The sequence below is a fragment of the Melghiribacillus thermohalophilus genome (genome assembly GCF_004342905.1).
GTDB classification, from domain to species: domain Bacteria; phylum Bacillota; class Bacilli; order Bacillales; family Alkalibacillaceae; genus Melghiribacillus; species Melghiribacillus thermohalophilus.
In genome coordinates, this window is the sequence record NZ_SMAN01000004.1 from 111,111 (window position 1) to 123,570 (window position 12,460).

A 12,460-nucleotide genomic window follows, 5' to 3' on the forward strand; every position below is an offset into this window, starting at 1 on the left:
GGATCTCCTTAGTGGTCCTCCAGCCGTCTTCGGGGCTAAGAGGTGCGCCTCGTTTTTTTTAAGTATTCCGCCTTGCTGAAAAGATTTTTCATAAAAGACGGGTGGCCTTGTCTGTGTTTGCGAAATGGATCTTGGCACAGGAGTTCAGGGTCTCCCTCCCTTTTATTCGGATTAATCGGGCCGCTGTTTCATCTACCTGATGTCCTGCACCTTTTGGAAGTTCAATTCCTAATTTCGCCGAAAGATGTTTAAGCGCTGATAAAAATTTATACCTGGCAATGATGGAGGCTGCTGCTACTGCAAGCGAATAACGTTCAGCTTTTTTAAGAAAAAATAAATGATCCGGCATTTCTAAATTTTCGGAATATAAGTGGCGCTTAAAAACATCTTTTTCAGCAAATTGGTCTATGATGATCCCTTCCAAAGGGTTATCCATATGTAATTTTGAAGTTAATTTTTCAATGACATGGTAATGAAGGAGGGCTTTCATTTTTCCCTGTGACCAGCCTCTTTTCTGGAGCTCATTATATTTCTCATTTTCCAGGGTCATCAGTGAATAGGGGATGTCCAATTGAACAATTTTTCTGGCAAGCTCCTGAACAGTTTGGTCGGATAAGTTTTTAGAGTCCTTTACGCCAAGATCTTTCAGCAGTTGAATCTGATCTTTCTGGATGTAAACCCCTGCGACGGTAACCGGACCAAAATAGTCACCAGTTCCTGCTTCATCCGTCCCTATGTGATTTCCTTCGATCCAGGATGGCAGTGAAGGAGATGTTTCTTCTTTGAATGCATCATAGTCTCCCCATTTAAGGGCTTCTTTTTGACAATTGTTTCCCTGAAAAAGTACTTTTCCTGACTGATAGGCTGTAATGGTACACCCGTCAATCTTTGCAGCAAAAACGGTACCTGCTGGTGAATTTCTTTTCAAATATTCTTTGTAATACCGATTCATTTCCTGTATGGTTTCGTAGGGTAATGTTAATACCGCCTGTGACATCCATAATCCCCTCTTGTTTTTATTCATAGTATAACAGAAGGAATGCGAGTTCTAAACAAAGGATGGACAGACTTTACCTTCCATGCAAAAAACTATATCTTTATACCTGAATCTTATACATTATATAGAGGGACATTTATCCTGCAAACAAACGTTCCTCCGCAGAGTCATGTTGCAGTAAAAAGCGAAAATAACGGATGATTACAACATTTATAAACAAATATAAACATCTATGTAAATGTGTACGAATCTAATTAACAAATTGTATATTATGTTTCATAAAAATTAACATTTTTTTGCGAAAAAAGAGAAGTTAGGGGATGGAAGGATTGGATCCAATTGATCAGTTATTAAACAATAAACAAATTTCTCATCATTTTCAGCCCCTCTATGTTTTGTCAGATTGGCGAACTTATGGGATGGAAAGCTTTATTCGATTTCAAGATATGAACCCGGAACAGCTGTTTCGAATGGCAAAGGAAAAGAATCAACTTTATGTTCTCGATACAAAATCGGTTTTTCAGTCAGTTAAAACCTATTTTAAGTCTGGAATGGAGAAAACGTTATTTTTAAATGTCTTTCCTTCAACTCTAATGAATCCTGCATTTTTTGATTTTGTAAAACAGTTAGGTTCAGAATTCCCCCTGTTTAAACAGAGGGTTGTATTTGAAATCAATGAAGCCGAACCGATTGAAGACATATCTGAATTGAGAAAAGCAATTGTCCGGCTCAGGGAAGAGGGGATTCGCTTTGCCCTTGATGATTTTGGTAAAGGAAGTTCCAATATTTCAACCTTAATCGAACTTGAGCCTGAATACATAAAGCTGGATAAATATTTTGCAGAGGGTTTACATCAGTCAAAGCAGAAACAATTTTTTATTGAATCCATTCTTGATTATTGCAAAGATCAGATGCAGCTAATTCTGGAAGGGATTGAAACGGCGAAAGATCTTGCCATGGCCAAAAGCATCGGGGTTCCAATTGCTCAGGGGTTTCTGCTCAATGAACCAAAAGACTTGCGGGATTTGATTAAGGAACAACGAGACTTTCCTTTGAATTTAAAACTCTCGTTATATAACAAGTAGTTGCCCCCGCTAAAAAACTTTTTCCAGATGATCTAAATCAAATGAATGGGAAGGTACAGTAATCTGGAATGAAAATTCATTATGTTCTAAATTAAATTCTTTTACACGAACATGAAAATGGCTTTTCGTTTTCATTTGAGTTACGGCCGCATAAATCCGGTGTCTGGCAGGATCAATGATCACCCATTCTGGCAAATGGTAATGATCCCGGATATAGTCGAGAACTTTTTTGTTTGGAAGGGGAAGACGTCCAAGGGTAACCGAAATGACATTTAATACAAGATCACCATTTTTTAACACATAAGGTTCCATCGTCATTTCAATCGGCACTTTTCGGCCAAAGGCCATAATTGAACCGCTTAGCTGAACATTTTGATTCAAGTTTACCGAATAATTATAGATATCACTTTTAGGCAACTGATCAAGATATGAATTAATTAAAATATTTAGATTTTCCCTGGTTGAATTTACTGTGAATATAGCAGTTTGTTCATCATAAATGGGTTGTTGGTCCTGCTGAATATTTACCGGGAGAGCAAATAGATAGGAGAATAGCCAGCATAAAAATGCCACATTGATCCCCGCCAGAACGAAAAATAGCGTTTTCCACTTGTTTTCACTGGTGAATCTGCTAAACATAATTGGTTCCCCCGCTTTGATCAATCTAGAAATCAGTAATGGATCAAATAGTAAAGAATACGCCGGGCAATGAGCTCATACCCCTTTGTATTGGGGTGAAAATGATCACTGTGAAAGAGGTTGTGATCTCGATTGGAAAACAAATCTTTAGTTGGAATAAAGACTGCAGGCGGGAATTGCTGAACCGTATTCCGTCCAATTCGGTTCCAGTCGTCAACAATACGGTCAAGTTCCTGAATATCCCCAAAATATTGTTCAAATGGATTAAACATACCTAATAGGTAGATTTTCGCATCCCCATTCAGCGTGCGAATCCGTTCAAAGATTTTTCTGAGACGTTCCTGATAAGGTAGTTGTTCTTCAACGAATTTTTCATAAGTCAATTCGGTAAAATGATTTTTCACAACTTGCATGACATCGTTGGCACCGATTGTCAAAATCACGATGTCTGCCTGTTTAATAGCTGCAGCTATTTCCTGTTCTTCCAGTCGTTTGATCAGCTGATCAGTTCGAAGTCCCCTTTTTCCAAATGCCTGAATATGCCCCCTCTGCTTTAAATGCTGCTGAACGATTCCTACATAACCTCCCTGCTCCGATTGATCTCCGACCCCCTGCGTCAGGGAATCCCCGATTGCTACAATGTGGATATATTGATTTCTGAAGGCCGTAATCGTATGAAAGGAACGCAATGTGTGATGAAAAATCCTGGAGAAAGATTCTTTTTGGAACGATGGTGAACTTTCTTCGCTGTCGTCATTAGATGTTAGTATCTCTTTCATTGATTGATTTATGTTTTGTTTGTCTGTGATCGGAAAAGACGGCAATATATAGTTGAAAAGAATCGTTAAGAATAATACACCCAGGACCCCCAGGAGGATTGTACCTTTATTCCACATTTCATTCTCACACCTGATCAAAAGTAATATATAAGACCCTCAAATGCAGTCCTGTCTGCTTTCCGGACCCAGCTCACGACTGCTCAGCCTGTCATGAATCGTCAGGCTGTCTTTAGAATCGGTCATGGTGTTTGCATTTTCTCTATTTATTGTATTCAGTCAAAGGGGCAGTTAAAACAGGAAAATTGATGTTTTGCAATCTCGTGAAATGGTAATGGGAACATGCGAACGGGTAGGGACTCGTTTACGAGTAATCCTTTCCAACTAGCTCACAATCATGTTAATATATTCTTTAGATGATAGATGAGGAGGCTGTTTCTGTGACACAGTCAAAAAAAAATCGGACAACGGTTGAAATTCATAACCGAAAATATACAATAGTGGGAGAAGAACCTCCCCATCATATACAAATGGTCGCCGGCATGGTGGATCAGAAAATGAAGGAGATTCAGGAGGGGAATCCTCATCTGGATACGACTAAACTGGCTGTTTTGACAGCTGTCAATACGATGAATGATTATTTAAAATTAAAAGATGAATACACCGATTTGTTAGATCAAATTCAGAAAAAGGAAAGAAAGAAAAATGGTTGATATATTTATTTTTATACTAATAATCATGGGAATTTTCATTGGATTAAGACGCGGATTTATCATGCAGTTCATGCATCTTACCGGTTTCATCATTGCTTTTGTTTTTGCTGTTATTTATTATGACAATCTTGCTCCCCTGCTGGAGTTGTGGATTCCATACCCTGAAATACAGGATGACAGTACCTGGGCGATATTTGTCAATACTTTGCCCCTTGAACATGCCTTCTATAATGCGGTAGCATTTGCTATTTTGTTTTTTGGGGTAAAAATCATTCTTCAAATCGTGGCCAATATGCTTGATTTTATTGCCGAACTTCCAGTGCTAAACAGTTTTAACGGGATGCTTGGGGCAGTACTTGGGTTTATAGAAGTGTATTTTATTTTATTTATTATGCTTTACTTCCTTTCACTTGTACCCGTAGTGTTTATCCAGAAGTTAATCGACAGTTCCTTTCTGGCCCAGTTTATTGTTGAACACACCCCTGTCATCTCGAATCAAATAAAATCCTTGTGGTTTACCCATGTTGCCGATTATTTTTCGAACTTCTCATCTTAATAGCATGAGAAGTTCTTTATTTTCTTCTAGTGAAGTCATTGCCTGTGGACAATTATCCATTTCTTTTTTAAAAAGAATAAGTTGAGTCTGTTCCTATCCTTCAAATGGAAGAGTTTGTTGTTCAGATTCGGCACCAGCCCCTCGAGCTACTATGATTTTGCCGGGATGTCCAGCCCTTCAGCAGTGGGCGGGATTAAGCAGGTGTGTGAAGCATTTCTTAAGTCATTCATTAGAACCCCGTGAAAGTGAGTGGTAGTATGAAAGTAAATAAAAAAGAAGTCATCAGACTTTTGGAGAAAATTGCCATATACCTTGAATTAAAAGCTGAAAATCCGTTTAAAATAGCAGCTTACCGGAAGGCTGCACAGGCACTGGACACCGATGACCGTTCCCTCGCACAGATCGATGATTTGACAACACTGAAGGGAATAGGTAAAGGAACAGCTGCTGTTATTCAAGAGTATATCGAAAAAGGGGAGTCCCAGACCTTAAAACAGCTTGAGGAAGAAATTCCAGCAGGCTTAATCCCCCTGTTAGAATTGCCGGGGCTTGGAGGCAAAAAATTAGCCAGGCTATACCAGGAACTGGGAGTAACAGATGCATTTAGCTTAAAAGAGGCGTGTGAAAGCGGGAAAGTGGAACAATTAAGCGGTTTCGGGAAAAAATCTTCTGAAAAAATAGTAAAGGCGCTGGAAGATGCTTCGGAAAAACCTGAGCGCCTTCCCGTCGCATTTATGATTCCTATTGCAAATAAAATTGAAGCCCGGTTAAATGGGATGGATGGGGTTGTTCGTTTTTCCAGAGCCGGAAGTATGAGGCGTATGCAAGAAACGATTAAAGATCTCGATTTTATTATCGCGACGGATCACCCCGAAAAAATAAAAAAACAACTTGTTGCCCTGGATGGCATACAAGAAGTTGTAGCTCAGGGCGATACGAAAGTAACAGTCATCTTCTATGAAGGTTATGATGTGTCGGTTGATTTCCGAATCGTCAGTCCTGAAGCATTTTCCACTGCTCTTCATCACTTTACCGGTTCGAAAGATCATAACGTAGCCATGCGCCAGCTGGCAAAAGAACAGGGAAAAAAGATTAATGAATACGGGGTTGAAGACGTTGAAACAGGAGAGATTCACACTTTTGATTCAGAAGAAGCATTTTTTCAGTCTTTCGGCCTCCATTATATTCCGCCTGAACTCAGAGAACATCAGGGTGAAATCGAGGCCTTTAAACAGGAGGTCTCTCTTATAGAATTTACAGATATCCGGGGCGATTTGCACATGCATACAACCTGGAGCGACGGCGCCCAGTCTCTGGAAGAAATGACCGAAAAAGCAATTGAAAAAGGGTATGAGTATATCGCCATTACGGATCACTCAAAATACCTCAGGGTAGCAAACGGTCTTGACGAAAAGCGGTTGAGAAATCAGCGGGAAGAAATTGCGCGTTTGAATGAAATATATCCTGAGATTCATATTTTTTCTGGTGTTGAAATGGATATATTACCAGATGGAAATCTTGATTTTTCTGAAGATTTCTTGAAAGAAATGGATCTGGTTATTGCATCTATCCATTCTGGTTTTAAACAATCAAAAAAAGACATCATGAAGCGGATCAAATCGGCAATGGAATGCCCTTATGTGCATTTGATCGCCCATCCAACCGGCCGATTAATTGGCAGAAGATCCGGATATGACGTAGACTTTGAACAGCTCATCCACTGGGCAAAAGAAACGAATACGGCACTTGAATTGAACGCGAATCCGAATCGACTGGATCTTTCATGGAAATGGCTAAAGAGAGCCCAGGAGACTGGTGTGAAAATAGCGATTAACACAGATGCCCACAGCTTTAACATGCTCGATGATATCCATCTGGGTGTGATAATGGCCAGAAAAGGATGGCTCAAAAAAGAAACTGTACTGAATACCTGGTCCCTAAAGCAGCTTGAACAGTTTTTAAACAAAAATAAATAATGGTTGACATGTATTTTAAAGCATAAAGGAGAAGGAAACATGAATGACCGAGTTTACAAAGTCCTCGAGTTTGATAAAGTAATCCACCAGCTGAAAGAGCATGCCAGTTCATCACCTGGTAAAGAACTGGTAGCAACATTAGAACCTTCTACAAACCTTGAGGAAGTTGTTAGATGGCAGGAAGAAACAGACGAGGCTTTTCAGGTTTTGCGTGTAAAAGGACATATCCCCCTTGGTGGTATCAAAGATATACGTCCGAGCATCAAGCGGGCCAAAATCGGCGGGATGCTCCAGCCTGATGAGTGTTTAGACGTTGCCAGTGTCATCAGTGCCAGTAAAACGTTAAAACGTTTTATTGAGGAAATTGATGAGGTGGATATTCCGATATTAAAACATTTAAGTGAAGAAATCACCCCTTTAAATGAACTGGAAAGAAGCATAAAAAGTTGTATTGATGATCATGGTCAGGTTCTGGATAGTGCATCAGACAGGCTGCGATCGGTCCGCAGGCAAATTCGTTCTTTTGAAAGCAGGATCAGGGATAAATTGGAACATGATACCCGGACAAAAAGTAAGATGCTTTCGGATGCCATCATTACTATACGCAATGACCGTTATGTATTGCCGGTTAAACAGGAATACAGGGGAGCATTTGGAGGCATTGTCCATGACCAGTCTTCCTCAGGGGCAACACTGTTTATAGAACCCGGTGCTGTTGTGGAGCTAAACAATGAACTGCAGGAAGCGCGATCCCGGGAAAAACAGGAAATCGAACGGATTTTGAGGGAACTGACCGAAAAGATTGCCCAGGACGCAGAACCGTTAAATCTCCATATGAATATTCTGTCGAAAATTGACTTTATGACGGCGAAAGCAAAGTATGCGAGAAAGATAAAGGGTACTAAACCTGAAATGAACGACCGGGGAATCATCGATATGAAACAGGCAAGACATCCATTGATCCCTGCAGAAGAAGTGGTTGCAAACGATATTTCTATCGGTAAAGATTCTACAGCCATTGTCATTACCGGTCCGAATACCGGGGGGAAAACCGTCACTCTTAAAATGGTAGGGTTAACAACCTTAATGGCTCAGTCCGGATTAATGGTTCCTGCCCTTGATGGGTGTAAAATGGCGGTTTTTGAACATGTTTTTGCCGATATTGGCGACGAACAGTCCATTGAACAGAGTTTGAGCACTTTTTCTTCCCACATGACCAATATTGTTGATATCCTGAATCATGTAAACGATCAAACCCTGGTGCTGTTTGATGAATTGGGTGCGGGGACTGATCCTCAGGAAGGAGCAGCTCTAGCCATGGCCATACTGGATGAAGTGGTTGAAAGGAACGCCAGAGTCATTGCCACCACCCATTATCCGGAACTTAAGGCGTATGGATACAACAGGGAACAGGTCATCAATGCATCAGTCGATTTTGACGTGAAAACATTAAAACCGACTTACCGCCTTCTCATAGGTGTACCGGGAAGAAGCAACGCGTTTGAGATTTCCAGAAAGCTTGGTCTGAGCGAAGAAATCATCCACAAATCCAAAACGTTAATCGGCCGGGATTCCCAGAGTGTGGAGAACATGATTGCCTCACTTGAAGAGTCGAGGAGAAAAGCAGATCAAGACTACGAGGAAGCAGCAAAAGTTCTTGATGAAGCAGCAAACCTCCTCCAAGATTTGAAAAGAAAATGGAAGCAATTTGAACAGAAAAAAGAGCATTTGTACAAACAAGCGGAAGAAAAAGCGAAAAAAGAGGTTGAAAAAGCAAAACAAAAAGCCGAAGAAATCATTGACGAGTTACGCTCCATGCAACAACAGGCCCATATAAAAGAGCATCAGCTAATTGATGCCAGAAAACAGCTCGAGGAAGCACAGGTGGAATTTGCTCAGAAAAATCAGTCAGCAGATCACCCCGCGAGCCAGCAGCCAAACAAATCTTTACAGCCCGGAGATGAAGTAAAAGTGCTTTCTTTAAATCAGGAAGGGCATATTGTTGAACAAATGAATGATTCAGAATATCAGGTTCAGCTGGGAATCATGAAAGTAAAAGTGAATCAACAAGATTTACAATTTATTCACCGCCCGGAGTCTGTTAAAGAACAATCCCTATCAACGGTTAAGGGGAGTTCATACCATGTCAAACCAGAATTGGATCTCAGGGGAGAACGCTATGAAGATGCTCTTCACCGATTGGAAAAGTACATTGATGATGCAATCCTTGCTGGTTATCCACAGGTCTCCATCATCCATGGAAAAGGTACCGGGGCTTTGCGACAGGCTGTTCAAAATTTTGCTAAACAGCATCCTTCTATTCAGTCATCCAGATTGGGAGGAATGAATGAAGGCGGAAGCGGTGTGACGGTGTTGAAATTAGGATAAAATTTAGGGGGGAAAGATGATGTGGAAAAGTTTTTGGGAATATCCCCTGGTTGAGACAGCAGCGACTTTTAGTGTTGTGATCTTATGCGTGATTGTTTTTCTTGCAGTTTTTGAATTGGTGACAAAATACAATAACTGGAAGGAAATTCGGAAGGGGAACGTATCAGTTGCTATGGCTACAGGGGGGAAAATATTCGGGATTACAAATATTTTTCGGTTTTCCATTCAGCATAACGATACGATGCTGGAGAGCATAGGGTGGGGAACGTTTGGGTTTTTGCTATTGCTTACAGGCTATTTTATTTTTGAATTTCTGACGCCAACGTTTCGTATCGATGAGGAAATCGAGGCTGACAACCGGGCAGTTGGCTTCATATCGATGGTCATATCTGTAGGATTATCTTTTGTAGTTGGGGCTACGATCTTATAAGGAGAGCTGGGAAATGGAAACGTTAGCAAAAGTGTTAATGATTGTAGCAGCAATATTTGTGGTGATTGGTATTGTATATTTAATGATTGGATGATGTTGCTGCTGTTGCACCCGAAAAATAGAAAAACTTTCGGGTGCTTTTTTTGTTCCCATGAAAGACTATAGAAAGGATAACGAAGAGGGCCATAGGGTTCAGTCATCGTGATTGGTGGTGCGTTGTCTTTGTTATGGCTGAAGGGGTTCCTATCTATCTTTTTAAACATTTACGATTGATCTCAGGCTTTCTGGCGTTGTTCCCCGGACACTCTTCGGTCAGTTTTTCACTGGCCATCGGGTTTTCTGATGCCTGACAGAGCGGCCAATTTTGTGACTTGAACCACAGCGTGATGACGCCAGGTTATTTTTCAGATGATTTACAATAATATTTCAAATCAGACAAAAAAAGTTTATAATAAACTTAAAGAAACTAAAGGAGGTTATGATATGACGAAAGAAGAGAAGAAGGTGTGGCTTGATTTATATCCTGAAGAAATTCCTGCAACCATTGATTATGATGAAAAACCCCTTCATGAGTTTTTGATTGATACAGCCAGCCGTTATCCTGAAAAGAAAGCGCTTCATTTTTTGGGGAGAGAAATGACATACAGGGATCTGCTGGAATCGTCGAAAAAAATGGCATCTTTTTTGCAGTCATTAGGTCTGGAAAAAGGTGAACGAGTGGCAATCATGCTCCCCAACTCCCCTCAATCCATTATCGGTTATTATGGAGCTTTGATGACCGGGGCCATTGTGGTGCAGACCAATCCCCTGTATACTGAACGGGAACTGGAATACCAGTTGAAAGATTCAGGTGCAACATATATGATCTGTCTGGATATGCTGTTTCCGCGGGTGAAAACCGTAAAAAATCAGACAGATCTTCAGCATGTGATTGTCACCAGTATGAAAGATTATCTTCCTTTCCCAAAAAATGTATTATACCCATTCGTTCAAAAGAAGCAGGGTCAGCATCCCGGGAAAATCGAACAGACAGAAAACGTACATCACTGGAAACAGGTTTTGAAGCAGTCCGGGGATGGTGTAAAGCAAGTAGATATTGATCCAAAAGAAGACCTTGCTCTGCTTCAGTATACAGGCGGAACCACTGGTTTTCCAAAGGGAGTTATGCTCACTCACCTCAATCTCGTTGCCAATACTCAAATGTCCAAAGCCTGGCTTTATAAAGTCAAGGATGGCGAAGGTGTTACCCTGGGAGCACTCCCGTTTTTCCATGTTTATGGCATGACCTCTGTGATGAATTTTTCAGTCATGATGGGGCAAAAAATGATTCTTATGCCGAAATTTGACCCGGAAGAAATTTTAAAAATGATTGAAAAGGAACGCCCGAGCTTATTTCCTGGTGCACCGACGATGTACATCGGTTTACTGAATCATCCCAAAATCAAAGATTACGATCTTTCGTCAATTGAGGCCTGTATCAGCGGTTCTGCTCCTCTTCCGGTAGAGGTCCAGGATCAATTTGAAACGATCACCGGGGGGAAACTGGTGGAAGGCTATGGGTTAACCGAATCATCACCTGTTACCCATGCTAATTTTATCTGGGGTGACCGGGTGTCAGGAAGCATTGGTGTTCCATGGCCTGATACCGATTCGAAAATATTCAGGACGGATACGATGGAAGAAGCGGAAGTCGGAGAGGTAGGAGAAATTGCTGTTAAAGGACCTCAGGTGATGAAAGGGTACTGGAATCGCCCGGAGGAGACTGAAAAAGTATTAAAGGATGGCTGGTTGTTTACCGGTGATATGGGTTACATGGATGAAAGAGGATATTTTTATGTAGTGGACAGAAAAAAAGATATGATTATTGCAGGGGGATATAATATTTACCCACGGGAAGTCGAAGAAGTGCTATATGAACACGAGGCCGTTCAAGAAGCAGCCGTTGTAGGCGTGCCCGATCCATACCGCGGAGAAACAGTCAAGGCATTTTTGGTGCTAAAAGAGAGTAAAACTGTTTCAGAAGAAGAACTTGACGAATTTTGCAGAAAACATCTTGCCGCATATAAAGTTCCACGCATCTATGAGTTCAGGGATGAACTGCCAAAAACGGCCGTAGGGAAAATTTTAAGAAGAAAGCTGGCAGAAGAAGAAAAGGCCAATCAGAGCGAGGAAAACGCACAATGACGCAAAATCATGTATGTATGAATGCCACGAAAGTTGACATAAATTTTAAGGGGTTGTAGAATGAAGAGTGAATGACTGTTCATTCAGTTTTTGTCAGACAGAGGAGATGGCTATGAAACGAAATAAACCAAAGTACAAACAAATCATTGATGCAGCTGTTGAAGTAATCGCCGAAAACGGATACCATGCCTCACAGGTGTCAAAAATTGCAAAAAAAGCCGGTGTAGCTGACGGCACCATTTATTTATACTTTAAAAATAAAGAAGACATCTTAGTATCTGTATTCAGAGAAAAGATGGGTGAGTTTATTGAAAAAATCAGAGAAGAAATCACCAAAAAAGAATCAGCAGAAGATAAATTATATTCCCTGATTGAAATCCACTTTAAACAACTCTCTTTAAATCATCAGCTGGCGATTGTGACTCAACTGGAACTTCGTCAATCCAATAAAGATTTGCGTATGAAAATTAACAATTCCCTGAAAGGTTATCTTGCAATTATTGATCAGATTCTTAAAGAAGGTATTGAAGAAGGATTGTTTCATCCGCAAATTAATATTAAACTATTAAGACAGATGATATTTGGTACAGTGGATGAGGTCGTTACGAACTGGGTGATGAAAGATCAGAAATATGACCTGGTCAAACAGGCAAAAGATGTCCACTATTACATTCTTAACGGTCTAAAATCCACTGATGATAAAAAAGGGAGTTGAG

Annotated in this window: 11 protein-coding genes; 8 read left to right on the forward strand and 3 right to left on the reverse strand. The window is 40.6% G+C overall.

The window, feature by feature from the left end; genetic code table 11:
* Window positions 1–88: 88 nt before the first annotated feature.
* Window positions 89–997 (reverse strand): ribonuclease HIII, encoded by a 909-nt coding sequence (gene rnhC, locus EDD68_RS05280; protein ID WP_132371205.1) that lies wholly within the window; start codon window positions 995–997, stop codon window positions 89–91.
* Between the two features lie 320 nt (window positions 998–1,317).
* Between rnhC and EDD68_RS05285 the strand changes: the two genes are divergently transcribed.
* Window positions 1,318–2,082, forward strand: coding sequence for an EAL domain-containing protein (locus EDD68_RS05285; protein ID WP_132371206.1), 765 nt, complete (start codon window positions 1,318–1,320; stop codon window positions 2,080–2,082).
* Window positions 2,083–2,091: 9 nt separating this feature from the next.
* Here the strand turns inward: EDD68_RS05285 and EDD68_RS05290 are convergent, their stop codons facing one another.
* Window positions 2,092–2,721, reverse strand: a complete 630-nt coding sequence (locus EDD68_RS05290; RefSeq protein ID WP_132371207.1) for a YpmS family protein — start codon at window positions 2,719–2,721, stop codon at window positions 2,092–2,094.
* A 32-nt stretch (window positions 2,722–2,753) separates the two neighbouring features.
* On the reverse strand, window positions 2,754–3,617 hold the full coding sequence (locus tag EDD68_RS05295) for an SGNH/GDSL hydrolase family protein (RefSeq protein ID WP_132371208.1): 864 nt from the start codon (window positions 3,615–3,617) through the stop codon (window positions 2,754–2,756).
* 296 nt (window positions 3,618–3,913) lie between these two features.
* Here EDD68_RS05295 and zapA point away from each other — a divergent pair, with 296 nt between their 5' ends.
* From zapA to EDD68_RS05330, 7 genes are all read left to right on the forward strand, one after another.
* Window positions 3,914–4,210: a cell division protein ZapA gene (zapA, locus tag EDD68_RS05300; protein WP_424399147.1), complete on the forward strand. Its 297-nt coding sequence runs from the start codon at window positions 3,914–3,916 to the stop codon at window positions 4,208–4,210.
* Window positions 4,211–4,235: 25 nt separating this feature from the next.
* The gene (locus EDD68_RS05305) at window positions 4,236–4,766 is read left to right on the forward strand and encodes a CvpA family protein (RefSeq protein WP_341540264.1); all 531 of its coding nucleotides are present in this window, start codon (window positions 4,236–4,238) and stop codon (window positions 4,764–4,766) included.
* 257 nt (window positions 4,767–5,023) lie between these two features.
* The gene (polX, locus tag EDD68_RS05310; protein WP_132371211.1) at window positions 5,024–6,742 is read left to right on the forward strand and encodes a DNA polymerase/3'-5' exonuclease PolX; all 1,719 of its coding nucleotides are present in this window, start codon (window positions 5,024–5,026) and stop codon (window positions 6,740–6,742) included.
* Between the two features lie 39 nt (window positions 6,743–6,781).
* Window positions 6,782–9,130 (forward strand): endonuclease MutS2, encoded by a 2,349-nt coding sequence (locus EDD68_RS05315; protein ID WP_132371212.1) that lies wholly within the window; start codon window positions 6,782–6,784, stop codon window positions 9,128–9,130.
* A gap of 16 nt (window positions 9,131–9,146) precedes the next feature.
* Window positions 9,147–9,560, forward strand: a complete 414-nt coding sequence (locus EDD68_RS05320) for a DUF350 domain-containing protein (RefSeq protein WP_424399148.1) — start codon at window positions 9,147–9,149, stop codon at window positions 9,558–9,560.
* A 483-nt stretch (window positions 9,561–10,043) separates the two neighbouring features.
* On the forward strand, window positions 10,044–11,744 hold the full coding sequence (locus tag EDD68_RS05325) for a long-chain-fatty-acid--CoA ligase (RefSeq protein ID WP_132371214.1): 1,701 nt from the start codon (window positions 10,044–10,046) through the stop codon (window positions 11,742–11,744).
* A 112-nt stretch (window positions 11,745–11,856) separates the two neighbouring features.
* Window positions 11,857–12,459, forward strand: coding sequence for a TetR/AcrR family transcriptional regulator (locus tag EDD68_RS05330; RefSeq protein WP_132371215.1), 603 nt, complete (start codon window positions 11,857–11,859; stop codon window positions 12,457–12,459).
* Window position 12,460: the final 1 nt, after the last annotated feature.

What these genes read in the sequence shown, in the direction of transcription:
- rnhC (WP_132371205.1), bottom strand. Translation starts at nt 997, where the DNA reads ATGTCACAGGCGGTATTAACATTACCCTACGAAACCATACAGGAAATG.
- EDD68_RS05285 (WP_132371206.1), top strand. Translation starts at nt 1,318, where the DNA reads ATGGAAGGATTGGATCCAATTGATCAGTTATTAAACAATAAACAAATT.
- EDD68_RS05290 (WP_132371207.1), bottom strand. Translation starts at nt 2,721, where the DNA reads ATGTTTAGCAGATTCACCAGTGAAAACAAGTGGAAAACGCTATTTTTC.
- EDD68_RS05295 (WP_132371208.1), bottom strand. Translation starts at nt 3,617, where the DNA reads ATGTGGAATAAAGGTACAATCCTCCTGGGGGTCCTGGGTGTATTATTC.
- zapA (WP_424399147.1), top strand. Translation starts at nt 3,914, where the DNA reads ATGATAGATGAGGAGGCTGTTTCTGTGACACAGTCAAAAAAAAATCGG.
- EDD68_RS05305 (WP_341540264.1), top strand. Translation starts at nt 4,236, where the DNA reads ATGGGAATTTTCATTGGATTAAGACGCGGATTTATCATGCAGTTCATG.
- polX (WP_132371211.1), top strand. Translation starts at nt 5,024, where the DNA reads ATGAAAGTAAATAAAAAAGAAGTCATCAGACTTTTGGAGAAAATTGCC.
- EDD68_RS05315 (WP_132371212.1), top strand. Translation starts at nt 6,782, where the DNA reads ATGAATGACCGAGTTTACAAAGTCCTCGAGTTTGATAAAGTAATCCAC.
- EDD68_RS05320 (WP_424399148.1), top strand. Translation starts at nt 9,147, where the DNA reads ATGATGTGGAAAAGTTTTTGGGAATATCCCCTGGTTGAGACAGCAGCG.
- EDD68_RS05325 (WP_132371214.1), top strand. Translation starts at nt 10,044, where the DNA reads ATGACGAAAGAAGAGAAGAAGGTGTGGCTTGATTTATATCCTGAAGAA.
- EDD68_RS05330 (WP_132371215.1), top strand. Translation starts at nt 11,857, where the DNA reads ATGAAACGAAATAAACCAAAGTACAAACAAATCATTGATGCAGCTGTT.